Annotated in this window: 19 protein-coding genes; 6 read left to right on the forward strand and 13 right to left on the reverse strand. The window is 70.7% G+C overall.

Going from position 1 to position 25,444, the window contains the following annotated elements; genetic code table 11:
* Window positions 1-18 precede the first annotated feature (18 nt).
* The 3 genes from ngcE to IF46_RS0126915 all read left to right on the forward strand — a co-directional run bounded on the left by ngcE (window position 19) and on the right by IF46_RS0126915 (window position 3,370).
* Entirely contained in the window at window positions 19-1,431 is a 1,413-nt protein-coding gene (ngcE, locus tag IF46_RS0126905) for an N-acetylglucosamine/diacetylchitobiose ABC transporter substrate-binding protein (RefSeq protein WP_030491180.1), read from the forward strand.
* A gap of 31 nt (window positions 1,432-1,462) precedes the next feature.
* On the forward strand, window positions 1,463-2,404 hold the full coding sequence (locus IF46_RS0126910) for a carbohydrate ABC transporter permease (RefSeq protein WP_030491181.1): 942 nt from the start codon (window positions 1,463-1,465) through the stop codon (window positions 2,402-2,404).
* Between the two features lie 162 nt (window positions 2,405-2,566).
* Entirely contained in the window at window positions 2,567-3,370 is an 804-nt protein-coding gene (locus tag IF46_RS0126915) for a carbohydrate ABC transporter permease (RefSeq protein ID WP_232234187.1), read from the forward strand.
* Between the two features lie 66 nt (window positions 3,371-3,436).
* On the opposite strand, the gene IF46_RS0126920 is transcribed toward IF46_RS0126915, so the two are convergent.
* Together IF46_RS0126920 and IF46_RS0126925 are read right to left on the reverse strand one after the other, a co-directional pair.
* The gene (locus tag IF46_RS0126920) at window positions 3,437-5,134 is read right to left on the reverse strand and encodes an ABC transporter ATP-binding protein (RefSeq protein ID WP_232234188.1); all 1,698 of its coding nucleotides are present in this window, start codon (window positions 5,132-5,134) and stop codon (window positions 3,437-3,439) included.
* 50 nt (window positions 5,135-5,184) lie between these two features.
* Window positions 5,185-6,951 carry an ABC transporter ATP-binding protein gene (locus IF46_RS0126925; RefSeq protein ID WP_051724207.1) on the reverse strand — a complete coding sequence of 589 codons (1,767 nt, stop codon included), beginning with the start codon at window positions 6,949-6,951 and terminating at the stop codon, window positions 5,185-5,187.
* Window positions 6,952-7,071: 120 nt separating this feature from the next.
* On the opposite strand from IF46_RS0126925, the gene IF46_RS0126930 reads away from it, so the two are divergent.
* The 3 genes from IF46_RS0126930 to IF46_RS33440 all read left to right on the forward strand — a co-directional run bounded on the left by IF46_RS0126930 (window position 7,072) and on the right by IF46_RS33440 (window position 10,362).
* Entirely contained in the window at window positions 7,072-8,781 is a 1,710-nt protein-coding gene (locus IF46_RS0126930) for a bifunctional 3'-5' exonuclease/DNA polymerase (protein ID WP_030491185.1), read from the forward strand.
* Window positions 8,782-8,952: 171 nt separating this feature from the next.
* Window positions 8,953-9,546: a nucleotidyltransferase family protein gene (locus IF46_RS0126935; protein ID WP_030491186.1), complete on the forward strand. Its 594-nt coding sequence runs from the start codon at window positions 8,953-8,955 to the stop codon at window positions 9,544-9,546.
* A 57-nt stretch (window positions 9,547-9,603) separates the two neighbouring features.
* Window positions 9,604-10,362, forward strand: a complete 759-nt coding sequence (locus IF46_RS33440; RefSeq protein ID WP_051724208.1) for a hypothetical protein — start codon at window positions 9,604-9,606, stop codon at window positions 10,360-10,362.
* A gap of 185 nt (window positions 10,363-10,547) precedes the next feature.
* Here IF46_RS33440 and IF46_RS0126945 read toward each other — a convergent pair whose 3' ends face one another.
* The 11 genes from IF46_RS0126945 to IF46_RS0126995 all read right to left on the reverse strand — a co-directional run bounded on the left by IF46_RS0126945 (window position 10,548) and on the right by IF46_RS0126995 (window position 25,409).
* Window positions 10,548-11,957, reverse strand: coding sequence for a GH1 family beta-glucosidase (locus tag IF46_RS0126945; RefSeq protein WP_030491188.1), 1,410 nt, complete (start codon window positions 11,955-11,957; stop codon window positions 10,548-10,550).
* Window positions 11,954-14,185, reverse strand: coding sequence for an alpha-xylosidase (gene yicI / locus IF46_RS0126950; RefSeq protein ID WP_030491189.1), 2,232 nt, complete (start codon window positions 14,183-14,185; stop codon window positions 11,954-11,956). The genes IF46_RS0126945 and yicI overlap by 4 nt, the downstream gene beginning before the upstream one ends.
* Window positions 14,182-15,069, reverse strand: coding sequence for a carbohydrate ABC transporter permease (locus IF46_RS0126955; protein ID WP_030491190.1), 888 nt, complete (start codon window positions 15,067-15,069; stop codon window positions 14,182-14,184). Before IF46_RS0126955 ends, yicI begins: the two co-directional genes overlap by 4 nt.
* Before the next feature lies 1 nt (window position 15,070).
* On the reverse strand, window positions 15,071-16,039 hold the full coding sequence (locus IF46_RS0126960; protein ID WP_030491191.1) for a carbohydrate ABC transporter permease: 969 nt from the start codon (window positions 16,037-16,039) through the stop codon (window positions 15,071-15,073).
* Between the two features lie 67 nt (window positions 16,040-16,106).
* Window positions 16,107-17,411 carry an ABC transporter substrate-binding protein gene (locus IF46_RS0126965; protein ID WP_030491192.1) on the reverse strand — a complete coding sequence of 435 codons (1,305 nt, stop codon included), beginning with the start codon at window positions 17,409-17,411 and terminating at the stop codon, window positions 16,107-16,109.
* A gap of 85 nt (window positions 17,412-17,496) precedes the next feature.
* Window positions 17,497-18,546 carry a LacI family DNA-binding transcriptional regulator gene (locus IF46_RS0126970; protein ID WP_232234189.1) on the reverse strand — a complete coding sequence of 350 codons (1,050 nt, stop codon included), beginning with the start codon at window positions 18,544-18,546 and terminating at the stop codon, window positions 17,497-17,499.
* A 250-nt stretch (window positions 18,547-18,796) separates the two neighbouring features.
* The gene (locus IF46_RS0126975) at window positions 18,797-19,699 is read right to left on the reverse strand and encodes an amidohydrolase family protein (RefSeq protein WP_030491194.1); all 903 of its coding nucleotides are present in this window, start codon (window positions 19,697-19,699) and stop codon (window positions 18,797-18,799) included.
* Window positions 19,696-20,505: a metal-dependent hydrolase gene (locus IF46_RS0126980; RefSeq protein WP_030491195.1), complete on the reverse strand. Its 810-nt coding sequence runs from the start codon at window positions 20,503-20,505 to the stop codon at window positions 19,696-19,698. The genes IF46_RS0126975 and IF46_RS0126980 overlap by 4 nt, the downstream gene beginning before the upstream one ends.
* A gap of 103 nt (window positions 20,506-20,608) precedes the next feature.
* Entirely contained in the window at window positions 20,609-22,237 is a 1,629-nt protein-coding gene (locus IF46_RS0126985; protein WP_036393418.1) for a serine/threonine-protein kinase, read from the reverse strand.
* A gap of 119 nt (window positions 22,238-22,356) precedes the next feature.
* The gene (locus IF46_RS0126990; protein ID WP_051724209.1) at window positions 22,357-23,997 is read right to left on the reverse strand and encodes a serine/threonine-protein kinase; all 1,641 of its coding nucleotides are present in this window, start codon (window positions 23,995-23,997) and stop codon (window positions 22,357-22,359) included.
* An 83-nt stretch (window positions 23,998-24,080) separates the two neighbouring features.
* Window positions 24,081-25,409 carry a glycosyltransferase family 4 protein gene (locus tag IF46_RS0126995; RefSeq protein WP_051724210.1) on the reverse strand — a complete coding sequence of 443 codons (1,329 nt, stop codon included), beginning with the start codon at window positions 25,407-25,409 and terminating at the stop codon, window positions 24,081-24,083.
* Window positions 25,410-25,444: the final 35 nt, after the last annotated feature.

Genomic DNA, 25,444 nt, shown 5'->3' on the forward strand with positions numbered 1-25,444 from the left:
CCACAAGGAGAGTCAAAGATGTCGGATTCCCCCGAGAACATCGGTGACCTGAGCCGCCGGATCCTGTTGCAGCGCGCCGCGGCGGCGGGTCTGCTCGCCGTTCCGGCCGCGGGCATGCTGAGTGCCTGTGCCGGCAGCGAGCCGACCAAGTCCGCGGACAGCGGTGCGGCGAAGAGCAAGGACAACCCGTTCGGTGTCAAGGACGGCAGCGCCGTCAAGGTGGTCGTCTTCAACGGTGGCCTGGGCGACCAGTGGGCCAAGGAAGACAAGGTCGTCTTCAACGCCAAGCACCCGAACATCACGGTCAACATGAGCTCCACCCAGAAGATCAAGACCGAAGAACAGCCGAAGATGGCGACTCAGCCGAGCGACCTGGTGATGAACTCGGGCGCCGACATGATGGACCGCAGCACGCTGATCAATGAGGGTGCGATCGAGCCGCTCGACGACCTGCTCACCGCTCCCGCCTGGGACGGCGAGGGCACGGTGGCCGACACGCTGCTGCCGGGCACGGTCACCGACGGCACCCAGAACGGCAAGTTCTACGTCGTGAACGTGGCCTACACGGTCTGGGGTAACTGGCACAACGCCGCGCTGTTCAAGCGTGAGGGCTGGACCGCCCCGACCACCTGGGACGAGTTCTTCGCCCTGGCGCCGAAGATCAAGGCCAAGGGCATCGCGCCGTACGTGCACGATGCCGCGCACGGCTACTACCCGCGATGGGCGCTGTTCGCCAGCATCTGGAAGGCCGTCGGCAAGCAGCCGATCATCGACATCGACAACCTGAAGGACAACGCCTGGAAGGCCGACGGCATCGTCGCGGCGCTGGAGCCGTGGGAGAAGCTGGTCAAGGACAAGCTGCTGCTGCCGGGCAAGCTCGACCACACCCAGTCGCAGCAGGCGTGGCTCGACGGCAAGGCCGCCTTCATCCAGGTCGGCACCTGGCTGAAGAACGAGATGTCGGCGACCATCCCGCCGGGCTTCGAGCTGACCATGTCGGACTACTGGAGCAAGCCCGGAGACAAGGCCCCCAAGGACGTCTACGCCTCCTCCGGCGAGGGCTTCGTGGTGCCCAGCAAGGCCCCGAACAAGGAGGCCGCGAAGGAGTTCCTGCGGGCCATCCTCTCGAAGGCCGGCTCGGCGAAGTTCGCCGAGCTGACCAAGTCGCTGGCCTCCACCAAGGGGTCCGGCGACAACGTCCAGGACACCGCGCTGAACAGCGCGAACAGTCTGGTCAAGGGCGGCAGCGGGGAGCTCATCTCGGTCAAGTTCCCGGACTTCTACGCCGACCTGGACAAGGAGAGCCAGAACCTGGCCGAGGAGCTGATGGCGGGGCGCCTCACCGCACAGCAGTTTGTCGACAAGATGCAGGCGGCCGCGGACAAGGTCGCGAAGGACTCCTCGGTCAAGAAGCAGACCCGCACCGCCTGACAGGCCCGATCAGCTAGAGAAGTGAGTGACCATGCGGCACGGTGTTGCGCGTTTCGTCACGGGTTTCCTGGCCTTGCCGCTTGGGCTGTACCTCTTCTATGTGGTGTGGCCCTTCGTGCAGGCGGCGGGGTACTCGCTGACCGACTGGGGTGGTTACTCGAACACCCAGAACTTCGTCGGTCTGGACAACTACGTCCGGCTGTTGTCGGATGAGTTGATCAGGAAGGCTTTCTGGCACAACGTCTTCTTCCTGATCACCGTGCCGCTGTTCACCATCGCGCTGGCCCTGTTCCTCGCGTTCCTGCTCAATGTGGGCGGACGCGAGGACAGGGCCGGCATCCGAGGGGTGTTCGGCTCCGGCATCTACAAGATCATTTTCTTCTTCCCGCAGGTGCTGTCACTCGTGGTCATCGCCGTGATGTGGCAGCAGATCTACCGGAGCGACGGCCAGGGCCTGATCAACGGCCTGATGATCAAGATCGGTCTGGTCGACGCGGACAACCCGATCGCCTTCACCTCCGACCCGGAGCCGTTCCTCGGCGTACCGGCGGTGTTGTGGTGGCTGCTGCTGATCGCGGTCTGGAGCGGCGCGGGTTTCTACATGGTGCTCTTCAGCGCGGCGATGCAGTCCATCCCGAAAGACATCTTCGAGGCGGCGCTCCTGGACGGGGCCAGCCGCTTCCACACCTTCTTCCGGATCACGTTGCCGCTGCTGCGGGACACCGTCTCGGTTGCCTGGGTCTACCTGGGCTTCATCGCACTGGACATGTACGCCCTGGTCTTCGTCATGACGCCCAGCCAGGGCGGCCCGAACCACGCCAGTGAGATCTTCGCGTCGGTGCTCAACTTCACCGCGTTCCAGAAGGGCCAGTTCGGTTACGCCTGCGCGATGGGTGTCGCCTTGGCGATCTTCACGATCCTGCTCGCGGCTGCGCAGCTCAGGATCACCCGTCGTGAGCGTATCGAGTACTGAGGAGGCTGGACGATGAGCACAGCGACTCACGATGGTCTGACCCGTCCCGAGCAGAGCCCGGACACGCCACCCGCGCGTGCTGCGGGCGGGTCTGCGGCAGCCGCGGTCGGCGGCAGGTTCTTCAACGGCTTCTCCCACGTCTTCCTGCTGGTCTGGGCAGTGATGGTGATCTACCCGCTGCTGTGGGTGGTGATGTCGGCGCTGAAGACCGACTCGGAGGTCATCCGCCAGCCGCTGTCCCTGATCCCGGCGAAGCTCAACTGGGACAACTTCGCCCGAGCCTGGAGCGCGGGGCACCTCGGGTCGTTCTTCCTCAACACCGTGCTGGTGCTGGCCGGCAGCGTCACCCTCACCATGCTGCTGGGCTCGATGGCCGCGTACGCGCTGGCTCGCTACGAGTTCCGAGGCAACCGGCTGATCTACTACGTGTTCCTCTCCGGCCTGACCCTGCCGATCTACCTGGCCGCGGTGCCGCTGTTCAAGGGTGTCTACAACACGAGCGTCTACTTCCCGTTGCTCGGCCCGAACAAGCACCTCATGCTGATCCTGGTCTACGTCGCCTGGTCACTGTCGTTCACAGTCTTCTTCATGCACTCGTTCTTCCGTACGCTGCCCAACACCATCGCCGAGGCGGCCATGGTGGACGGCGCATCGCACAGCCGACTCTTCTTCAGCGTCATGCTGCCGATGTCCAAGCCCGGCCTGATCAGCATCGGCATCTTCAACGTGCTGGGCCAGTGGAACCAGTGGTACCTGCCGACCCTGCTCATGCAGTCGGTCGGGGGAGAGCCGAAGAACCAGGTGATCGCCCAGGGCCTGATCGAACTCTCGGTCAACCAGGGCTACAAGTCCGACTGGTCCGGCCTCTTCGCCGGGGTGACCATGGCGATGCTCCCGGTGCTCGTGGTCTACATCATCTTCCAACGGCAGGTGCAGTCCGGCCTCACCGCGGGCGTCGGCAAGTAAGCGACCCCAGTCGGCAGGTGAGCAGCGTGACCAGAAGGGGCACCTCGGCAACGAGGTGCCCCTTCGTCATCTCCGGTGCTCGTCGGCCGGGGTGTGCCAGGAGCGCCACAGGGCGGCGTACGCCCCACCGGCCGCGACCAGCTCGTCGTGGCTGCCGATCTCGGTGATCCGGCCGTCGGCGAGCACGGCGACCCGGTCGGCGTCATGCGCGGTGTTGAGCCGGTGCGCGATCGCGATGACGGTCCGCCCGACCAGCACGGCGGCCAGCGCCCGCTCGGTCCGACGGGCGGTGCTCGGATCGAGCGCGGCGGTCGCCTCGTCGAGGATCAGCGTGTGCGGGTCGGCGAGCACCAACCGGGCCAGCGCGAGCTGCTGGGCCTCGGCCGCACCGAGCTGCCGGGCCCCGTCGCCGAGGGCGGTGTCCAGACCTTCGGGCAACTCGGCGTACCAGTCGGCGCCCACGGTGACCAGCGCGGCGCGCATCTGATCGTCGGAGGCGTCGGGCGCGGCGAACGACAGGTTGTCGCGCACCGAGCCGATGAAGACGTGGTGCTCCTGGGTGACCAGGGCGATCCGGCGGCGTCGCTCGGCCGGGTCGAGGTCGGTGACCGGGCAGCCGCCGATGCTGACCACACCGTGCCGCGGCGCGTCGATCCCGGCCAACAACCGGGCCAGGGTGGACTTGCCGGCGCCGGACGGGCCGACGATGGCCAGCCGCTCACCGGGCTGCACCTCCAGGTCGATACCGTGCAGCACGTCCGGCCCGTCGGAGTAGGAGAACCGCGCGCCGCAGACGACGAGCCGTTCACCCCGGGACGAGGCCGTCGTGCCGGGCGGCTCCGGTGGGACCAGGCCGACGCCGAGCACCCGGGCGTACGACGCGAAGCCGCGCTGCGCCTGCTCGGTCCACTGCAACAGCCGGTCCAACGGGTCGATCGCCTGTTGCAGGTAGAGCGCGGCGGCGACCACCGCCCCGAGCGACAGCATGTCCCGGGAGAGCAGGAAGCCACCGACGAGCAGGACCATGGCGACCGGCAGCGGGTAGCTGGCCTCGACGACCGAGAAGAACACGGTACGCAGCGCGAGGGTCGCCCGCCGGGCCCGCCAGACCCGGGTGATGCGGGTGGTGCCGTGCTGGATCCGGTCGTCGGTCAGCCGCAGCGCCTCCACCGTGCGGGCGCCCTCGGCGGTGGTGGTCAGCGTCTCGGTCAGCTCGGCCGCCGCGGCGCCCTCGGTGAGGTACGCCGAGCTGGCCCGGCGCAGGTACCAGCGGGTCACCGCCACGATCGACGGGAGCCCGGCCAACCCGGCCAGCCCGAGCAGCGGATGCAGCAGGAAGACCGCCCCGAACAGCAACGTCAACTGCACCGTGGCGATGACGATGGTGGGCACCACGTCCCGGACGGTGGTCCCGACCGTCGCCACGTCGACCGAACTGCGGGTGGCCAGGTCCCCGGAGCCGGCGCGCTCGACGACCGAGACGGGCAGCCCGAGAGTTCGGGAGACGAACTCCTCACGCAGTTCGGCGACGGCGCGCTCGCCGAAGCGATGGCCGGCGTACTGGGCGTAGCGAGAGAGCAACGCGCTGACCAGGACACAGCCGGCGATGGCCAGTGCCAGCCGGTCCACCGTGGCCACGCCCGCGCCTGCGGTGACCCGGTCGACGATGGTGCCGAGCAGCCACGGCGGGGCGAGCCCGGCGACCGCGGCGGCGCTGTGCAGCACCAGCACGAACCCGACGGCGCGTCGGTGCCGGCTGATCATGTCCCGCAGGGCCCGGCGTACGGTGCCGCGGTCGGCCACCGGCAGTCGGCTCACCGGTACGCCTCCTCGGTGTCGGTGGGCTGCGCGATGTCGGGATCCTCGCTGCCCCGAGCCACCAGGTGCCGGTAGCCCGGGTCGCCCTCGAGCAGGTCGGTGTGGCTGCCGGTGGCGGTGATCCGGCCGGCGCTCAGGTGCGCGACCAGGTCGGCCCGGCCGAGCAGCAGTGGCGACGCGGCGATCACCACGGTGGTCCGTCCGGCCCGCGCGGCGCGCAGCCGCTCGGCGACCCGCGCCTCGGTGTGCGCGTCCACCGCCGACGTCGGGTCGACGAGGATCAGCACCTCCGGCTCGGTGCGCAGTGCCCGGGCCAGGCGGATGCGTTGGCGCTGCCCGCCGGAGAGCGTCCGGGCGCGGGCGTCGACCGGGGTGTCCAGCCCGCCCGGCAGGGCGTCGACGATGTCCTGCGCCGAGGCGGTCCGCAGGGCCGCGTCGATCCGCTCGTCATCGTCGTCGGCCCCGGCGCGCAGGATGTCGCGCAGCGTGCCGGCGAAGAGGTACGAGTCGTGGTCGGCGACGAGGATCCGCGCGCGGACCTCGTCCAGGGCGATCCCGCTCAGCGGCACGCCGCCCCAGGTGGCCTCGCTGGCGACGTACCGGCCGAGCCGGTCGGCCAACGCCACGGCCGCCGCCGGGTCGTCCGCCGCCACCCCGGTCAGCAGCCCGGCGCGCACGGTCAGCCCGGTCAGCGGGTCGTGCAGGTCGGCGGGGCCGTCCGGCGCGGTCAGGTCACCCGGCCGGCGTGCGAGGGGCACGGAGGCCGGGAGACCCGCCTCGGGCACGTAGGCTGGCCACCGCCGACCCGGGCCGCCGACGTCGTCGGGTGTCACGGTGAGCAGGTCGGTGATCCGCCGGGCGGCGACCCGCCCCCGGATGAGCTGGTAGCTGCCCTCCAGCAGGAACCAGACCGGCACGATCAGCGTCGCCACGTAGCCGTAGACGGCGACCAACTCGCCGATGCTGACGTCACCGGTCACCGCCATCCGCGCGGTCAGCCACACCACCGCCGCCAGGAACAGCCCGGGAATGGCGACGATCGCCGCGTCGATCCAACTGTTGACCGCGCCGACCCGGTAGCCCTCGGCGCGCAGCTGTTGCGAGCGGGTCGCGTACCGCCGGGCGAACAAATCCCGTCCACCCACCCCGGCGAGCACTCGCAGCCCGGCCACGATGTCGCCGGATCGGGCGGTGAGCGCGCCCTGCTGCCGGCGGTAGGCCGACTCGACCCGCTCCAGGCGGCGCAGCAGCGGCCCGACGACCAGACCGACCACCGGCACTCCCAGCAGCACGCAGAGCGCGAGCATCGGGGAGATCGACCAGAGCACCACGGCGATCACCCCGTAGGCGACGACCGCGCCGACGCCCGGCCCGGTCAGTGTCAGCACCTGCGCCGTCCAGTCGATGTCGGAGCCGCCGATGGTGGAGACCTCGCCGGCCCCGACCCGGCGGGGCAGCACCGCGCCGACCCGGGACAGGTGACGCAGCAGGACCTCCGCCGAGCGGGCCTTGGCATCTTCCCGCAGGAAGGTCATCGTGCGGTGCCGCATGATGCCCAGGTAGGAGAGGCCCACACCGGCGACGACGATCGCCGCGATCCAGAGCGCCAGGGCGCGGGTGTCACGTGCGCGTAGCCCGTCGTCGACGGCTCGGGCGATCAGGTAGGGCCGCACCGACAGCCCGACCATCCAGGCTGTGCCGAGCAGGCTGCCGCGCAGCACCCGCCAGGGTTGGCGGCGGGCCAGCCACCAGAGGTAGCGCATCGGGCCGCGGGTGTCGGGAGTGCCAGGATCGGGATGCGGGATCTGCGGAGGCACCCGATCACGCTACCGACCGACCCCGACACCCCACCGACCCGATCATGGTGAGGTGCGCCTCCGTTCCTGTCGCACGGGAGAGGCAGAATCGCGTTCGTGCTGGTGGCGGTGGTGTCCGACGAGCGGGGCGGGGGAGCGCTGTGCCCGCTGGACGCCACCGGCCGACCGACCGGCCCGACCGAGGTCGTCGCCGACCTGGTCACGGCGGTCGCCGCGCGTGAGGCCTCCGCGCACCCGCGCTGGGTCTGGTCGACCGCCACGGCGGTCTACCCGATGCTGCTGCGCGCCGGCGTCCGGGTCGACAGGTGTCACGACGTGGAGCTGACCGAGGCGTTGCTGCTCGGGCACGCGGGCCGCTGGGGTGAGCCCCGTTCGCTGGCGGCGGCCTGGGCCCGGCTGACCGGCGCCGCGGTGCCGCCCGACCCGCCGCCGCGCGCCGCCGCGCCGCCCGGGCACGGCCAGGGCGCGCTCTTCGACGCCCTGCCCGGTCCGTCGGGGCCGGGCATCGAGGCACTGACCCAGGTGTACGCCGACCAGCTCGCCCGCGTCGCCGCGACCGAGCACCCCGGCCGGTTCCGGCTGCTGGTGGCCGCCGAGTCGGCCGGCGCGCTGATCGCGGTGGAGATGGGTGTCGCCGGGCTGCCGTGGCGTGCCGACGTGCACAACGAGATCCTGCACGAGCTGCTCGGCGAGGCGTCCCCGGTCGGTGGTCCGCCCCGCCGCCTTGCCGAGCTGGCCGCCCGGATCGCCGACGCGCTCGGCGTACGCAGCTTGCACACCGACTCCCCGGCGGAGCTGCTGAAGGCGTTCGCCCGGGTCGGGGTGGAGTTGCCCAACACCCGGGCCTGGGTGCTGCGCGGGGTGGATCATCCGGCGGTGCCGCTGGTGCTGGAATACAAGGAGCTCTACCGGATCTGGACGGCGCACGGCTGGGCCTGGCTCGATCAGTGGGTGCGGGGAGGCCGGTTCCAACCGGAGTACGTGCCGGGTGGGGTGGTATCCGGCCGGTGGGCCACCCGGGGTGGTGGCGCGTTGCAGATCCCCAAGGTGATCCGGCGGGCGGTGGTGGCCGATCCGGGCTGGCGGTTGGTGGTCGCCGACGCCGGCCAGTTGGAGCCTCGGGTGCTCGCCGCGGTCTCCGGTGACGCCCGGCTGGCGGCGGCGGGCGGTGCCGGCGACCTCTACGCGGCCCTGGCCCGGGACTCGTTCGGTGGCGACCGGGCCAAGGCCAAGGTGGCCCTGCTCGGCGCGATGTACGGGCAGACCGGCGGGGCCGCGGTGCCCGCGTTGGCGGTGCTGAAACGCAGCTACCCGACGGCGTTCGGTTACGTCGAGGCGGCGGCGCGCACCGGTGAGACGGGTGGGTTGGTGCGGTCGTGGCTGGGGCGGACGTGCCCGCCCGGCTCGGCCGGGTTCGGTGATCTCGACGATGAGCCCTCCGCTGCGGAGGGTACGGCCGATCCGCACAGTCCACGGGCTCGCGCCGCGCGGTCGCGGGGGCGCTTCACCCGCAACTTCGTCATCCAGGCCACGGCTGCGGAGTGGGCCTCCACGTTGCTGGCCACGCTGCGGACGGAGCTGTCCGGCACCGACGCCGAGCTGGTCTTCTTCCAGCACGACGAGGTGGTCGTGCACGCTCGGGCCGCTCAGGCGGATGCGGTGGCCGAGGCTGTGCACCGGTCCGGCGAGCGAGCCTCCGCGCTGCTCTTCGGTGCGACGCCGGTCCGGTTCCCACTGGATCTGTCCATCGTCGACAGCTATGCCGACGCGGCCTGACCGACGGCGCGACCGCCCTGGGAGATGCCGGGCGTGTAACGGTTGTGCTATTTCTCCTTTTCGCCCCGCCACCCTCGACCTGCCGTCCTCGTTGCAGTGTCCGTAGGAGGGGACGGATCGGTCACGGTCCGTCCCGTGCTGGAGGGGGCGCAGCTGAACCGGATCGCAGGAATGATCATCGCCGCAGGCGGGGGACGACGGATCGGTGGTCCCGAAGCGCTGCTGCATCAGGGCGGCAAGCCCCTGGTCAATCAGATGATCGACACGATGACCGAGGCGGGCTGCGAGCAGATCGTGGTCGTGCTGGGTGCCGCCGCCGAGCAGGTCCAGGAGACCGCCGACCTGGGCAAGGCCACGGTTGTGATCAACAAGGCGTGGGGCACCGGAGTCGGCTCGTCCATCCGTGCCGGCCTGGCCGCCATGGACGACGAGGGGATCGAGGCGGTGGTGGTGGTCCCGGTCGACATGCCGGGCCTGACCGCCGAGGCGGTCAGCCGGGTGGCCGCGCTGCCGTATCCGGACGTGCTGGTCTGCGCCACCTACGACGGGTTGCGCGGCTACCCGATGCTCTTCGGCCGCCGGCACTGGCCCGGCATCGCCACCCTGGCCAGCGCCGACGTGGGCGCCCGGCCGTACCTGTTGGCGCACAAGGACCAGATCGTCGACATCGCCTGCGACTCGGTGGCCGACGGCAGCCGGGTCGACACTCCGGAGCTGATGGAGATGTACGGGCTCACCGTCCCGCCCCAGCGCGTCGGGGTCTGAGGCGCACTGAGTATCCGTACGGATGTGTCGGGCCGCCCAGCGGCGATACTCGTTGTCATGCGTCGACTCGCCACCGCCCTGCTGTGCGTGGCCGCGCTCGTCGGCTGCGCCAGGCCGGGCGAAGCGCCCGTGCAGGTCGGCCCAGCCGCGGACACCGGTTGGTCCACCTACCAGGCTGATGTCACGGGCGTCCGGGTCAGCGCGGACCCGCGCTCGCTCGTGCTGACCGTGGCATTGCTGGGTGCCGCGGACGGATGCTCCCGGCATCCGCGAATCACCTACTTCACCGAGGAGAACAACCGCATTCACGCCAACGTGGTGCAGGATTCGCGCTTGTCCGGGGTGGTCGGGGCCTGCCCCACCCACACGCCAGGCGAGGTGCTGTTGACAGCGCCGGGGCCGATCGCCGGCCGGATCGTCGTGCTCAATCAGGAGCCGTGGAAACGCGACGGCGCGGAGTACCACCGCTGCGACCCGACGTTCGGTTGCGATCCGATGCCGACGGACCACTGCGACCCGGCGTGGGTAAGCGTCGCGGTCCGCGGCATGGATGTGTCCCGGCACTCGACCGGATCGGTCGAGGGCTGCGACGGCACCTGGTTGGTCATGACGGTGCCGTTCGATCCGGTGCCGTGCGGTGCCGAGGCGCGGCCCGGCTGCGATTCGTCTGTCAACGTGCGCCGGTACTTCCTGCGATGGGCCGGCCAGGGCGGTTGGGCCACGATCGCCAACTCGACAAGCGCCGGCTGCGGACGTGTCCGCGCCACCGAGCCGACCTTCCCGAGCAGACTCTGCGCCGACCTGCCCCGGCCGTGATCGGGGCCCTGCCGCACGGGCACAGTGCGCGCCGTCTGGGCGGGCGAGGGGGCCACGCCACGTCGTCGATCGCGAGCCAAATGTTGTCGCGGAGCTTCGTAGGGTGGCGGCAAGCATTGCACCGGAAACGACGTCGCCGCCACCAGCCCTCGGCGGGCGGGTGACGGCGACGCGCAGACCATCGGTCAGGCCGACGCCTGGTCCAACTCTCCGGTGGCGGCGAGCCGCTGGTACCAGTGGGCGCTGTCCTTCCAGGTGCGAACCTGGGTGTCGTAGTCGACCCGGATGATGCCGAAGCGACGGTCGTAGCCGTAGCCCCACTCGAAGTTGTCCAGCAGCGACCAGACGAAGTAGCCGCGCACGTCGGCGCCCTGCGCGCGGGCATCGGCCATCGCGCCGATGTGCCGGCGCAGGTAGTCGATCCGCCGGTCGTCGTGGATACCGCCGTCGGCCGACACCACGTCGTCGAACGCCGCGCCGTTCTCGGTGATCATCATCGGCTGGCTGGGGTATTCGCGCTGCAGGCGCAGCAGCAGCTCGGTCAGCGCCGGCGGGTCGATGTTCCAACCCATCGCCGTGTACGGGCCGGGCTGCGGCAGGAAGTCGACGTCGTCCGCGGCTACCCACGGCGTCGAGGTCGACGCGCCGTGCCCGTCGGCGTCGGAGCGGGCCGACACCCCGTCCCAGGCCCGGACCAACGTGCTGGAGTAGTAGTTGACCCCGAGCACGTCCAGCGGCACCGCGATCTGCTTCTCGTCGCCCTCGCGGACGAACGACCAGTCGGTGACGGAGGCGGTGTCGGCCAGCAGGTCGGCCGGGTACGCCCCGTCCAGCATCGGGCCGAGGAACGCCCGGTTGGCCAGGGCGTCGATCCGCCGGACCGCGTCCTGGTCGGCGGCGGAGTCGGATGCGCCCCGGATGACGTGCAGGTTCAGCGTCACCGACAGTTCGGCGGACGGGGCCAGCTCGCGCACCACCCGGCCGGCCAGGCCGTGCGCCAGGTTCAGGTGGTGCACCGCGGCCAGCGCCGCCGCCGGCTCGGTCCGACCCGGCGCGTGCACACCGGAGGCGTAGCCCAGGTACGCCGAGCACCACGGCTCGTTGAGCGTCGTCCAGGTGTGCACCCGGTCGCCCAGCGCGCCGACGATGCCCGCCGCGTACTCCTGGAAGCGCAGCGCGGTCTCCCGCGTCGCCCAGCCGCCGGCGTCCTCCAACTCCTGCGGCAGGTCCCAGTGGTACATGGTGGCCACCGGGCGGACGCCGCGCTCCAGCAGCCCGTCCACCAGCCGCGAGTAGAAGTCGATGCCCGCCTGGTTGAACCGGCCCGAGCCGCCCGGCTGCACGCGCGGCCAGGAGATGGAGAACCGGTACGCGCCTAGCCCGAGATCGGCGATGTGCCCGAGGTCGTCGGCCCAGCGGTGGTAGTGGTCGGCGGCCACGTCGCCGGTGTCGCCGTTGAGGGTCCGACCGGGGGTGTGGCTGTAGGTGTCCCAGATGGACGGTCCGCGTCCATCCTCGGTGGCCGCGCCCTCGATCTGGTACGCCGCCGTAGCCGAGCCCCAGACGAAGCTCTCCGGGAAGTGGTGTTGCGTCATCGTTCCGTCCCCTGGATCTCGCAGATGTAGCCCGTCGAGGTGCCGGCGACCAGTTCGGCACTGGCCGTCTGACCCTCGTAGCGCACGTCGAACTCGGCGCCCGGTCCGTCGCCGGGTGACGGTACCCGTACCCGGGTCCGCTGCCCCTCGGTCGGTGCGTATACGCGCAGCCGCACATCGTCGGCCCACTCGTAGTCCGGTCGGTCGGTGCGGGAGCCGAACGGAATGACCGCGCCGGGTCGGGCCAGCACCGGCAGACTGTCGAAGCCGTGCTTCTCGGTCACCCAGGCCGGGCCGGTGACCTGCGCGCCGGTGATCAGGTGCGTCCAGGTGCCGGCGGGTACGTAGTACGTGACGTCACCGTCGGCGCTGAGCACCGGAGCGACCAGCACGTCGGGGCCGAGCATGTACTGCCGGTCCAGGTACGCGGTGGCCGGGTCGTCCGGGAACTCCAGGAACATCGGGCGCATCATCGGCGTACCGTCGCGGTGTGCCTCCTCGGCGGCGGCCGCCAGGTACGGCATCAGGCTGAGCTTGAGGTGGGTGAAGTGCCGCAGCACGTCGACGGCCTCGTCGTCGTACGCCCACGGCACCCGGTACGAGCCGGACCCGTGCAGCCGGGAGTGCGAGGAGAGCATCCCGAAGGCGACCCACCGCTTGAACACCGCCGGGTCGGGGGTGCCCTCGAAGCCGCCGATGTCGTGGCTCCAGTAGCCGAAGCCGGACGCCGCCAGGGACAGGCCGCCGCGCAGCGACTCGGCCATCGCGACGAACGTCGACTCGCAGTCGCCGCCCCAGTGCACCGGGAACTGCTGCCCGCCGGTGGTGGCCGAGCGGGCGAACACCACCGCCTCGCCCTTGCCGCGCTCGGTCTCCAACAGCTCGAAGACCGCCTTGTTGTAGAGGTACGCGTAGTAGTTGTGCATCCGCTGCGGGTCCGAGCCGTCGTGCCACACCACGTCGGTCGGGATGCGCTCACCGAAGTCGGTCTTGAAGCAGTCGACGCCCATGTCCAGCAGCGCCTTGAGCTTGCCGGTGAACCAGCTGACCGCGTCCGGGTTGGTGAAGTCGACAAGCGCCATGCCGGCCTGCCACTTGTCCCACTGCCAGACCGAGCCGTCCGGGTTGCGCACCAGGTAGCCGGCCTCGCGGCCCTCCTCGAAGAGGTAGGAGCGCTGCGCGATGTACGGGTTGATCCAGACGCACACCTTCAGGTCGCGCTCGTGCAGCCGGCGCAGCATCCCCTCCGGGTCGGGGAAGGTAGCCGGGTCCCAGACGAAGTCGACCCAGTGGAACTGGCGCATCCAGAAGCAGTCGAAGTGGAACACCGACAGCGGCAACCCGCGCTCGGCCATCCCGTCGACGAACTCGGTCACGGTCTTCTCGTCGTACGAGGTGGTGAACGACGTGGACAGCCAGAGGCCGTACGACCACGCGGGGATCCGGGCCGGGCGGCCGGTGAGCGCGGTGTAGCGGCGCAGCACGTCCTTCGGGTGGGGCCCGTCGATGACGTAGTAGGTGAGCGACTGGCCCTCGACGCTGAACTGGGTCTGGGTGACGACCTCGGAGCCGACCTCGAACGACACGTGCTCCGGGTGGTCCACGAAGACCCCGTAGCCGGCGCTGCTCAGATAGAACGGCACGCTCTTGTACGCCTGCTCGCTGGCGGTGCCACCGTCGGCGTTCCAGATGTCGACGGTCTGCCCGTTCTTGACGAACGGGCCGAAGCGCTCGCCCAACCCGTACACCGTCTCACCGACACCGAGGGCGAGCCGCTCGTGCACGTGCGGGCGGCCCTCGGCGTCGGTGACGACGCCGATGCTGCGCCCGGTGGACGCGGTGACCACCCGGTCGCCGTGCAGGAAGTCGACCCGCCACCCGTCGATCAGCGCGACCCGCGCGGTCAGCTCGCCGGTGGTCAGCGTCGCGCTGAGCCCGGTGACGTCGACGGTGACCGGGTGCGTCTCGTCGGTGCTCAGCCCGAAGTGCGGCTCGCGGGGCAGCCCACCGGTGTGGTGGGCGATGGTCACCCCGATGACGCCGGGGGCGGGGGAGAAGAACCGGACCGTGACCATCGGCCGGTTGAGGGTGTCGCCGCGGCCGTTGATCTGACCGGTCGGTGCGAAGACGGTGAAGCCGCGCTCGTCCGGCTCGACCGACTCCACGGTGCCAGGGCGCAGGACGCTGACGCCGGGGCGCAGCTGCCAGTACCCGTCGGTGAACTTCACTTCTCGGCTCCTGCCGTGATGCCGCGCGCAAGGGTGCGCTGGAAGATGAGGAAGAAGAGGATGGCCGGTACGAGACTGATCAGCGCGCCGGCGTTTGTGGTCGGCGCGTCCATCAGCCGGTCGCCCTGCAACGACGCCAGCGCGACCGGGATGGTCTGCGTCTGGTTGTCGATAAGCATGACCAGCGGGATGAGGAACTCGTTCCACGTCCAGATGAAGAAGAAGATGAGCAGCACCGCGAGGGTGGGCCGCAGGTTGGGGAAGACCACCCGCCACAGCACCGTCCACTTGCCGGCGCCGTCCAGTGCCGCGGCCTCCAGCAGTGAGCGCGGGAACGTGCTCAGCACCGACGCGAGAAGGTAGGTGCCGAACGCGCTCTGGATCACGGTGAAGATGATGATCACCGAGAGCTGGGTGTTGTAGAGGCCGACCTGCTTCGCCACGTAGTACAGCGGGTAGATCAGCGCCTCCTGCGGCAGCATGTTGGCCAGCAGGAAGAGACCGACGATCCAGAGCCGGCCACGGACCCGGCCGATACCCAGCGCGTACGCGTTGAGCAGTGAGACAGCGACGCCGAGCACGGCCACGGAGCCGGCGATGAGCGCCGAGTTCCAGAACTTCAGCGGGAAGTTCACCTCGGTCCAGTACGTGCGCAAACCCTTGGTGTAGAACTCCGTCGGCCAGCTCAGTGGCCCGCCCGACGAGTAGTCGCCGGGCGACTTGAACGCGTTGAGCAGCATGAAGGCGAACGGCACCAGCATGACGAGCGCGCCGAGGGTGACCAGGGCGAGCACCACCCAGCGGCTGACGCCACGGTGGTGTCGATCGCGTACGGGCCGGCGCGGTGCCACCGGCGCGGTGCTCGGTGTGAGCGTGACGGCCATGTCAGAACCCCCGGTCCCGGCGCTCGCTGCGAGCCTGCATCCAGATGAAGACCCCGGCCACCACCACGATGATCAGCGTCAGCACCGTGGAGATCGCGGAGCCGTAGCCGACCTGCAGCTTCTTGAAGAACGTGTAGTAGGCGAAGTAGCTCGGCACGTTCGTCGCGTTGTCCGGGCCACCCCGAGTCAGGGCGAAGATCGGCCCGAACACCTTCAACGCGGCGATGGTGCAGGTCAGGGCCACCACGAAGGTCTCCGGCCGGATCTGCGGGAGGGTGATCGCCCGGAACCGGTGGACCCAGGTCGCGCCGTCGACCTCGGCCGCCTCGTACAGCTCGGGGTCGACCCGCTGCAACGCCGCCATGAAGACGACCACCGGGTAGCCGATCTGCACCCAGATCATCACCGCCATCACGGACGGCAGGGCGGTGCCTGGGTCGCCGAGCCAGTCATGGCGCAGCGCGCCGAGACCGACCGTGTCGAGCAGGCTGTTGAACGCGCCGTCGGGGCGCAGGATCCAGCCCCAGACGATGCCGGCCACCACGACGGGCAGCACCTGCGGGAGGTAGAACGCGGCCCGCAGGGCGGCGGCGGTGCGGGGCTTGAACCGGCGGCCGATGACGTCGAAGAGCACGGCGGCGAGCAGCAGCCCGAGCAGGGTGGGCACCACCACCATCGCGACGAGCATCCAGACGGTGTTGCGGAACGACGCCCAGAACACGTCGTCCTGCAGCAACTGCTGGTAGTTGTCCAGGCCGACCCACCGGGGGTCGCCGATGCCGGACCACTTGGTCAGCGACAGGTAGAGGGTGCCGATCAGCGGCGCGCCGATGACCAGGAGAAAGAGCAGCGCACCGGGGAGCAGGTAGAGCCAGTAGGCCGCGTTGCGGCCGCGGCGTCTGCGGCTGGGCGCGGGCGGGGTGGGGGTCGCGGCCGGTGGTGTGGCGGCGACCGTCTCGGAGACTGCCATCGAAGATCCTTCCCAGCGGGGCGGGCGGGCACGCCGGTCCTGCCGGTCGTGCCCGCCGCTCACCGTGTCACTTGCCGGTGATCTCCTTGACGCCATCGGCGTACGGCTTGGCGATCGTGTCGAGGACCTGGTCAGGCGACTTCGAGCCGTTGATCAGACCCTGGAAGCCGGAGACCAGCACGTCGTAGTAGCCGGGGACCGGCCAGTCCGGGTAGAAGGCGAGCCCGTCGGACTTGCTGACCGTGTTGAAGTCCTCGATCAGCTTGCGGTCCTTCGGGTCGGTGATCTTCGACGCGTCAGCGGCGACCGGAACACCACCGTTGTTGCCGATGAGGTCCTGGATCTCCTCGCGCAGGGTGATGTCGATGAAGTCGTACGCCAGGCTCTTGGCCTTGCTGTTCTCCGGGACCACCCAGAGGTTGCCGGAGGAGCCGGCCTGCAGGGTGTTGCCGGGGAACAGGAAGGTGTCCCAGTTGGCCTTCATCTCGGTCTTGAACCGGCCGTACCACCAGCTACCCGAGACGATCATCGGGACCTTGCCGCCGATGAAGGCGGTGCCCATGTCCTCGGCCTTCAGGCTGGCCGAGTTCTTCGCGACGTAGCCCTTCTTCACCCACTCGGCGAAGGTGTCCGCGCCGTACTTGAGCGGGTCGGCCTTGAAATCGACCGGGTTCTTGTAGAGCTGGTAGTTGTCGACGAACTGCCGGTCGCCCTTGGCGAGGGCGAGCTGGTAGAAGAGCTGCCCGGCCGGGTACTCGGCGCCAGCCATGCCCAGCGGGGTGACGCCCTTGCCGACGAAGGTGTCCATCGCGGCGGTCATCTCGGCCATCGTGGTCGGGACCTTGACGCCGTTGCTCTGGAACAGGTCCTTGTTGTAGTAGACCGTGACGTACTCGCCGTAGTTCGGCACACCGAACCACTTGCCGGAGCCCATCACGCCCTTGTCGCTGTAGCGGGCGGTGGTCTGCAGACTGGGGCTGAGCTTGCCGGCCCAACCGCGCTTGTCGGCCTCGCTGCTCAGATCGGCCAGCAGGCCCTGGGAGGAGAGCAGGCCAGCGGTCGCGTTGCCCTTGTTGTACTCCATGATGTCCGGGCCCTCGGACGAGTTGATGATCATGCCAGCGTTCTGCTGGATCTGCTCGAACGCCTTGCGCTCGAAGCGGACCTCGACGCCCGGGTGCTCAGACTTGAAGATCTCGATAGCCCGGTTCCAGCCGACCCCCATGGCGCTGGTCTCGCTCTCGTAGTGCCAGAGCTTGAGGGTCTTGGCGTCGCTGTCGTCCCCGGTGTCACCACCGCCGCAGGCGGCCATGGTGGTCGTCGCGGTCGCCGCCAGGGCGATCGCGGCGACGAGTCGGCGGAATCGCTGCATTACTATCCTCCTCGTTGAGTATCTAGCCGGTACTTCACGAGGCCCGCCGTCGCGTTGCAGCGCGGTGGCGGGCCGTTTTAGCTGGTCAGCCGCCGTCGCTCGACGATGGACCAGAGGTAACCAGTGCCGGCCTGCGTGGCGCGGCGGTCGATCCCCGGATCTCCAATGCGCACGGCAGCAGCTGCTGGTGAAGAAGATCCGTGGGGCCATCCAGGTGGCGCGTCAGCGCCTCGATCGCGATCCGACCGAGCGCCGAACCGGGTGACGTCATCGCGGTCAACGCCGGGGTGGCCAACTCGGCGACCTGCGGCGAGGTGACCATCGAGACGACCGACACGTCGTGGGGCACCGACAACCCCCGGCCGGCCAGCTCGCCGAGGATGCCGAAGATCGCGGTCTCGTTCATGGCCAACACGGCGGTCAGCTCCGGGGCCTGCGCGAACGCGGCCGCCAGGGCGGCTCGCCCGCCGGCGGCGCTGTCCTCGGCCGCGATCATCACCGGGTCCAGGCCGTGCCCGGTCATCGCTGCGGTGAAGGCGTCCCGGGTACGCAGCGCCGGCCCGTAGCCGCTGGCCAGCGTGGCGGCCGAGTGGTTGACGTACACGATCTGCCGGTGCCCGAGGCCGACCAGGTGCGCGACGGCCTCCCGGACGGTCTGGTCGAAGTCGATGTCGACGTAGGAGAGTGTGCTGGTGTCGCCGGTGCGGCCGATCAGCACCAGCGGCACCCCGGCCTCCTGGAGCACGGTGACCCGCTCGTCGGCCAGCTGCACCTCCATCAGCACGACGCCGTCGAGCATCCGCTGGCTGGCCAGTCGACGCAGGTCGTCGAGGTTGCCCCCGCCGACCGGCGAGAGCACCAGGTGGTAACCGGCGACGCTTGCCGCGGCGGCGGCGCCGGTGACGAAGGCGGTCTCGGTGGCGCCGAGCCCGCGCTCGTCCATCGGCATCAGCAGGCCGAGGATCCGGCTGCGTCGGCTGGCCAACCCCCGGGCCATCGCGTTGGGCTGGTAGTCGAGCTCGGCCATCGCGGCGAGCACCTTGTTGCGGGTGGCCTGCGAGATGGGCCGGGTGCCGGTGAGCACGTACGAGACGGTGCTGACCGAGACCTGCGCGAGGCGGGCGACGTCCTGCATGGTGGCCACCGCGCACCTCCTCCGGCCTGGGGTGGGACCGCTCCCGAACCTCGTCGAAGCGTTTCGACGAAGCGATTCGACAGGACGCTAGGCCACCCGTTACGGCGACGTCAATAGGTGATGTCGAAAAGAATTCAGGACCCGCGTGGGGCTGCGCGTCGGTCCTACCTGAGCCTCCCCTGCGCGCCGCGCGGGTGCCTCGGAGGGCTACTCCTCAAGATCGTGCTCGAACCTGGAGGCAGTGCAGGGGTCAGTGGAGGTCGAAGAGGGTGGCGGCGTTGTCCCAGCAGACTGCGCGTAGCCAGTCGTCGCCCAGGTCCAGTTGGGCCAGCCCGGTCACCTGGTCGGCGTACGGGTACGGGATGTTCGGGAAGTCGCTGCCCAGCAGCACCTTGCCGGCCAGCCCCAACTCGCGCAATCGGGGCAATTCGTCGGCGGGGAAGGTCATGAACTGGTCGAAGAAGGGCGTGAACGCCATGGTGGTGTCCAACCGGACCCGCTCGTACGTCTCGGCGAGGTCCAGGAACGCCCGGTAGTCCGGGGCGCCGAGGTGCGCCACCACGGCGGTCAGTCGAGGGTGGCGGGCGAGCAGAGCGGCGAACGGGTCCGGGCCGGTGTGGGCGGTCCCCACCGGGGCATGCCCGGCGTGCACCACCACCGGCACGCCCGCGTCGGAGAGCATCCCCCACACCTGGTCCAGCGCCGGATCGGTCGGTGCGAAGCCGCCGACCTGGAGGTGCACCTTGAACAGCCGGGCGCCCTGCCCCAGGGCCGCCTCGACGTACTCGGGGGCGCCTGGCTCGGGGAAGAACGTGGCCGAGGCCAGGCAGCCCGGGGTGTCCCGGGCGAAGTCCAACGTCCAGCGGTTGAGCTCCGCCGCCATGCCCGGTTTGTGCGCGTACGCCAACGCGCTGAACGCCCGCACCCCGAGCCGGCGCAGGTGCGCGACCCGGTCGGCGTCGCTCCACCGGTAGAGGATCGGCCACTCGGTGCCGACCAGTGGCCCGGCGGCGTCGAAGTAGGCCCAGACCCGGCGCAGCAGTCGCGGCGGCAGGAAGTGCACGTGCACGTCAGCGAGGCCGGGCAGCCCCAGCGCACGGTAGAACTCCGGTACGCGTTCGTCTGCGGCCGGCACCGGCGCCGGATCGGTCATATGTCGATGTCGAAGCGCCGCAGCACCGAGGGCGCGATCAGACCGACGGTCGAGAGCGCCACGACGACGGTCAGCGCGATGCGCATCCCGACCACCTCGGCCTTGCTACCGACGCGCAGAGCGAACTTGTTCGGTAGGCCGACCATCATCCACATGCGCCGTTTGATCGGGATCGGCCAGAGGATCGGCACGCCCGCTCGGGTGATCATGTCGCCGAGGATGTGCACGAAGCAGCCCACCCCGAGCGCGGTGCCGATCAGCGGATAGCCGCGCCCGCCCGGGAGGTGGACGAAGGTGAACCAGGCCGCCCCGGCGGACGCGAGGGTCACGATCACCCAGCCGGCGCGTTCCGCCCAATCGTCGAAGAGCCCGCGTAGGGCCAGGCCGAACATGAAGAACAGGATGGTGATGACCGCCCACTTGCCGTACGCGGCGCAGAGCGCGGTGGTGCCCCAGCCGATCAGGAAGGTGAACGGAAGGGTGTGGGTCAGCGTCCGGTGCCCGTTGCTGCGCTTGGGGTCCTTGCTGAGCTTCGTCGCGTAGTAGACGCCGAGCGAGATCTTCTCCATGACCTCGGCCACGAAGAGCGAGAAGACCCCGAAGGTACGGCCCACCGTGGCGCCACCCTGGTTCTTGGTGACCTTGCCCGACATGTCGAGGTCGGGAAAGAGCGCGCCGCCGGCGCACACCGCGGTGCCCACCGCCAGCGCGAGCGGCGACTGGTGGTAGTCGGCGAACTGCTCCAGTGCCCAGGAGCCAGCCAACCACACCGCCGCGCCGGACAGCGCGTGTTGCGGTCCCATCATTTCGGTTCACCCTCCCCAGGGATCTTGAGCGCCCAAAACTACGCCACTGTAGTCAGCGTCGACGCCGCAGGGGCATCACCCGAGAGGTCCACATAGGAGCGACTCACAGGATGGGGGTGAAACTCTGCCGGATCATCGGCAAGTATGCCGCGTTGACCTGCCAGTCGAACTCTTCTGTCAACCACGAGACGGTGTAGGAGCGCTCGGACGAGGTGTTGGCCAGCAAGCGGAAGCTGTGCACCGAGACGCCGAGGGCGTTCTGCCACCCGCACTCCCACACCGCGCCACCCCGGAAGATGTCCATCGCGGAGATGTCCACCTTGCGGTAGCCCGGTAGCGCCTCACTCCCGGTCAGCCGAGCCTCCTCGGCCTTCCAGTGCGCCACCGGGTCCGGGCGGGCCGGCCCCGCTTCGACGCTGAGCACCCGGGACTCGCCGGATCTCCGGAAGCAGGTCACCGCGCCCTCGGTCCAGCGCGCCCAACCCACCGGGGCGGCGATGCGGAATCCGGTCGGGTCGTCGTACCAGGTCCAACCGTCGCGCAGCCCGTACTTCGCGTCCGCTGGCGGGGACACCGCCACCACCGGGGTCGCCGTCGGTGGCGGGGACGACGCGCAGGCGAACGCCGCCGGCCGTGAGGTCGGCGCGCCACCACCGCTGCCGGACGGTGGGGTCTGCTCGTCGTGTCGGTTGACCAGCGTCAGCGTGACGCCTCCCGCGACGAGCAGGGCGGCGGCCGTACCAACCAGGGCGATCAGGCGTCGTCGTCGGCGGCCGGGTCGGCTCGGCGGGGGTGCGGTCGGCGTCACCGGTTCGCCGGGCGGGGCCAGCGGGCCGACCGGGTGGGACGCGATGGCCCGGCCGGCGTTACGGACCGCCGCGACCGCCGAGGACCGGGCCGACGCGGCGGGCTCGTCGTGGCTTGCCGCGGCGCTGGTCAGTAGCGGCTCCGCCTCGGCGGCGGTCAACCGCCGCCAGGGGTCGCGCTGCAACAGGCCGGTGAGGACGGCACCCATCGGGCCGGCCCGACGCATCGGATCCGGTGGTTCGGTGGCCAGGGCACTGAGCGTCGCCATCGCGCTCGATCGCGCGTACGGTGACTGCCCCTCGACCGTCGCGTAGAGCGTCGCACCCAGCGACCACATGTCGGTGCGCGCATCCGACACCCCTTCGCGGGCCCGCTCGGGGGCGACGAACTGCGGCGAGCCGAGCACGGTGCCGGGCCCGGTCATCGCGCCGTCGCCGCCCTCGAAGGTGGCCAGCCCGAAGTCGGTGAGCACCACCCGCCCGTCGTCGGCCACCAGCACGTTGTGCGGCTTCACGTCGCGGTGCAGCACGCCGGCGGTGTGCGCGGCCCGCAACGCGGCGAGCACCGCCAGCCCGATCCGGGCGGTCCGCTGCGGGCTCAGCGGCCCTTCGGCGCTGATGATCTGCTGCACCGACCGGGACGGCACGTACTCCATCACGATCCAGGGGCTCTCCCGGTCGTGCACCACGTCGTAGATGCGGACCACGTTGGGATGGTTGAGCCGGGCGGCGGTGCGTGCCTCGCGCAGGGTGCGCAGCCGCAACTCCTCGCGCTCGGTCTCGGCCAGCCAGGACGGCGGCACTACCTCCTTCACCGCCACGTCGCGGTGCAGCATCTCGTCGCGAGCAAGCCACACCCGGCCCATTCCGCCGGTGCCGACCAGGTCGAGCAGCCGGTACCGACCCGCGATCAGCAACTGATGCACGGTCGCTCCCCCTCGGTCACCCCGGGTTCCACGATAGCCACCAATGCCGGCTTTCTCATCCACTGAGCGGCCTCGATCCACGACGGACAGTAGTGCGGATCATGGCCATACGGTGCAGGTCAGCGGGGTGGTCGGAAACTGTTTCGCACCAGGAGCCAGTCAGCTGCGGCCCCCGCCCAGTCCTCGTCGTGGATGATCCAAGCCAGGGTCCACCGGTCGGCTCCGAGGATCTGCTGCCGGGCATGCAGCCACGGCCCGTGCGGTGTCCGCCACCGCAACTCCCACTCGGCCCCGCCGCCGCCCGCGGCGAGCCGGATCTCGTCGTACCCCGGCAACGACCCCGACCCGGCCGCCGCGTCGCGGGTGGCCCGCAGCCGTTGCAGGGGATCGGTGGCATCGCCCTTGGCGACGCTGAAGGCCCGGCCGGTCGCCGGGTCCTGGAAGCACGCCACCCCGTCGTCGCGGGAGGTCAGCCACGTCGCCGGTACGGAGACCCGGAAGCCGGTGGTGTCGACGTGCCAGACCCAGCCGGGCGGCGGCCGGAACTCTTCACCCGAGTCCGGTGCGCTGGCCGACACCGGCGTGCCGACGATGTCCGGGCGGACACACGGGAATGGAGGCGGGGGGACGTTCCGGCCACCGGGCGGCGGGCCGGGGCGGTCCGGGCCGCCTGGTCCACCTGGACCGCCGCCGCCGTCGGGTGGACGGTTCGGCGGGGGCGTGTAGGACCAGCCGGTGGGGTCGGTGGGCTTGTCGTCGGTGACGGTCAGCGCGGTGCCGACGCCGGCTACGACGGCGACCAGCAGCGCCACGGCGACCAGCGCCACCCGACGTGCGGTACGCCCGGCGGCCGCCGGATCCGGGGTCGGCGTGGGGGATGCTGGGGTCGGGTCGGCGCTCGCGGTGGCGGCCGGGTCGGGTAGTGGAACCGTGGGGTCCTGGTCTTGGTCTTCGTCGCCGGTCGCGGCAGCCTGGAGCAGTCGCCGGGCCCCGTCGTGGTCGAGGCGGTCGCGCGGGTCGCGGCGCAGCAGCCCGGCGAGCACCGGCGCGAGCGCCCCGGCGTGCGGTGCGGGGTCCGGTGGCCCGGCGGCCAGCGCGCTCAGGGTGGCCATCGCGGTGCTGCGGGCGTACGGGGACTGCCCCTCCACAGCGGCGTGCAGGGTCGCCCCGAGCGACCACAGGTCGGCGGCCACCGTGGACACCCCCTCGGCGGCCCGTTCCGGGGCCACGTACTGCGGGGAGCCGAGGACCATGCCGGGTCGGGTCATCGTGCCGTCGCCGCCGTCGAAGGTGGCCAGCCCGAAGTCGGTGAGCATCACCCGCCCGTCGTGTGCCACGAGCACGTTCTGCGGTTTGATGTCGCGGTGCAGCACCCCGGCGGTGTGCGCGGCTTGCAGCGCGTCGAGCACGGCCAGGCCAATCCGGGCCGCGCGGGCCGGTGCCAGTGGCCCTTCGGCGTCCACGACGTCTTGGAGGGTGCGCGACGGGACGTACTCCATGACGATCCATGGGCTGTCGTCGACCGCGACGACGTCGTAGAGCCGGACCACGGCGGGGTGGTTGAGTCGGGCGGCGGCGCGCGCCTCCCGCAGGGTACGCAGGCGCACCTCGGCCCGTTCATGTTCGGCCAACCAACTCGGTGGAACGATCTCCTTGACCGCTACCTCGCGGTGCAGCATCTCGTCGCGGGCACGCCACACCCGACCCATGCCCCCGCGACCCACCAGGTCGAGCAGCCGGTACCGACCGGCGATCAGCACCTGTGCACGCTCCTCCTCAGCCGCTGTCCGGGCTACACCCTAACCAGCGGATCGGAAGTCACCTATCGGTCGTCCGACTCAGCTCAACAGGCGGCGTGGTCGGCGGCGGCCAGCAGATTCCCCTCGGGGATGGCGATCCGGGGGCGCCCCCCGGCCAGTCGGGCGGCGGCGCGTCGGGTCTGCACGGGTCCGTGCTCGCGACGGGCGGCGGCGTAGCTGGCGGCGGTGTGGGCCGCGATGGTGGCCCAGCCGTACCGCTCGCCGACCATCGTGCGGGCCCGGCGGGCCAGCCGCCGGGCGAAGACCTCGTCGCCGAGCAGTTGGCCGACCGCGCCGGCGAGCGCGTCCGGGTCGCTGTGCGGGAACGTCACTCCGGTCACGCCGGATTCGACGATCTCGGCGAGGCCGCCGGTGCGGGCCACGGCCAGCGGCGCTCCGGCTGCCGCGGCCTCCAGCGCCACCATGCCGAACGGCTCGTAGAGGCTGGGGACCACTGTCGCGTCGGTCGCGCCGAGCATCGCCGGCAGTTGGGTGGAGTCGAGGAAACCGGTGAACCGGACGGTCGAGCTGAGCGCCAGCCGTCGGGCCTGGGCCTCCAACTCGGCGCGGTACGGGCCGTCGCCGGCGATCACCACGCGCAGCCCCGGGTGCCGTTCGCGGAGCCGGGGTACGGCGTGCACCAGATGCTGGACGCCCTTCTCGTAGACCAGCCGCCCGGCGTACCCGACCAGCGGGCCGTCCCCGGCGAACCGTGCCCGGGCCGACGCGACCGCGCGGGGACGTGCCCGCCAGGCCCGGTCGTCGACCCCGTTGGCCACCACGTCGACCTGGCTGGCCGGTACGTCGAAGAGCGTGGTCACCTGCTCGCGCATGTAACCGGAACAGGTGATCACTCGAATGGATGAGCCGCTGAGCCAGTGCTCGACGCCGTGGATGGTGCGGTTCATCTCCTCCGGCAGCCAACCCTGGTGCCGGCCCGCCTCGGTGGCGTGCATGGTGGTGACCAGGGGGAGGTCCAGGTGTTCGGCGAGTGTGATGGCCGTGTGGGCGACGAGCCAGTCGTGGGCGTGGATGACGTCGTAGCTGCCGGCCTGGGTGGCGCGCAGCGCGGTGCGGGTGAGGGTGTGGTTGAAGGCCATCGTCCAGGCCAGCAGCGAGTCGGTGGCGAGGGGGAAGGCGACGGGGTCTTCGGGGGTGCGCAGGATGTGGACGCCGTCGGCGTACTCCTCCAGGGGTGCGCCGTCGGTGTGGCGGGGGACGACGGTGACCTCGTGGCCGGCGGCGGCGAGGGCGACGGAGAGGGCGTGCACGTGTCGGCCGAGACCGCCGACGAGCACCGGCGGGTACTCCCAGGAACATGCGGCCCCCTTTGAGTTGTCCCCGGGCGCGCGCCGACCGACACCGGAATCGATGTCGCCGCCGCGTCTGGATCGGGGCCAATCCTGCC

This window comes from Micromonospora chokoriensis (assembly GCF_000718555.1).
GTDB lineage: Bacteria > Actinomycetota > Actinomycetes > Mycobacteriales > Micromonosporaceae > Micromonospora > Micromonospora chokoriensis_B.

Coding starts and splice junctions, on each gene's coding strand:
- ngcE (WP_030491180.1), top strand. CDS start 19: ATGTCGGATTCCCCCGAGAACATCGGTGACCTGAGCCGCCGGATCCTG.
- IF46_RS0126910 (WP_030491181.1), top strand. CDS start 1,463: ATGCGGCACGGTGTTGCGCGTTTCGTCACGGGTTTCCTGGCCTTGCCG.
- IF46_RS0126915 (WP_232234187.1), top strand. CDS start 2,567: ATGGTGATCTACCCGCTGCTGTGGGTGGTGATGTCGGCGCTGAAGACC.
- IF46_RS0126920 (WP_232234188.1), bottom strand. CDS start 5,134: ATGATCAGCCGGCACCGACGCGCCGTCGGGTTCGTGCTGGTGCTGCAC.
- IF46_RS0126925 (WP_051724207.1), bottom strand. CDS start 6,951: ATGCGCTACCTCTGGTGGCTGGCCCGCCGCCAACCCTGGCGGGTGCTG.
- IF46_RS0126935 (WP_030491186.1), top strand. CDS start 8,953: ATGATCATCGCCGCAGGCGGGGGACGACGGATCGGTGGTCCCGAAGCG.
- IF46_RS33440 (WP_051724208.1), top strand. CDS start 9,604: ATGCGTCGACTCGCCACCGCCCTGCTGTGCGTGGCCGCGCTCGTCGGC.
- IF46_RS0126945 (WP_030491188.1), bottom strand. CDS start 11,957: ATGACGCAACACCACTTCCCGGAGAGCTTCGTCTGGGGCTCGGCTACG.
- IF46_RS0126955 (WP_030491190.1), bottom strand. CDS start 15,069: ATGGCCGTCACGCTCACACCGAGCACCGCGCCGGTGGCACCGCGCCGG.
- IF46_RS0126960 (WP_030491191.1), bottom strand. CDS start 16,039: ATGGCAGTCTCCGAGACGGTCGCCGCCACACCACCGGCCGCGACCCCC.
- IF46_RS0126965 (WP_030491192.1), bottom strand. CDS start 17,411: ATGCAGCGATTCCGCCGACTCGTCGCCGCGATCGCCCTGGCGGCGACC.
- IF46_RS0126970 (WP_232234189.1), bottom strand. CDS start 18,546: ATGCAGGACGTCGCCCGCCTCGCGCAGGTCTCGGTCAGCACCGTCTCG.
- IF46_RS0126975 (WP_030491194.1), bottom strand. CDS start 19,699: ATGACCGATCCGGCGCCGGTGCCGGCCGCAGACGAACGCGTACCGGAG.
- IF46_RS0126980 (WP_030491195.1), bottom strand. CDS start 20,505: ATGATGGGACCGCAACACGCGCTGTCCGGCGCGGCGGTGTGGTTGGCT.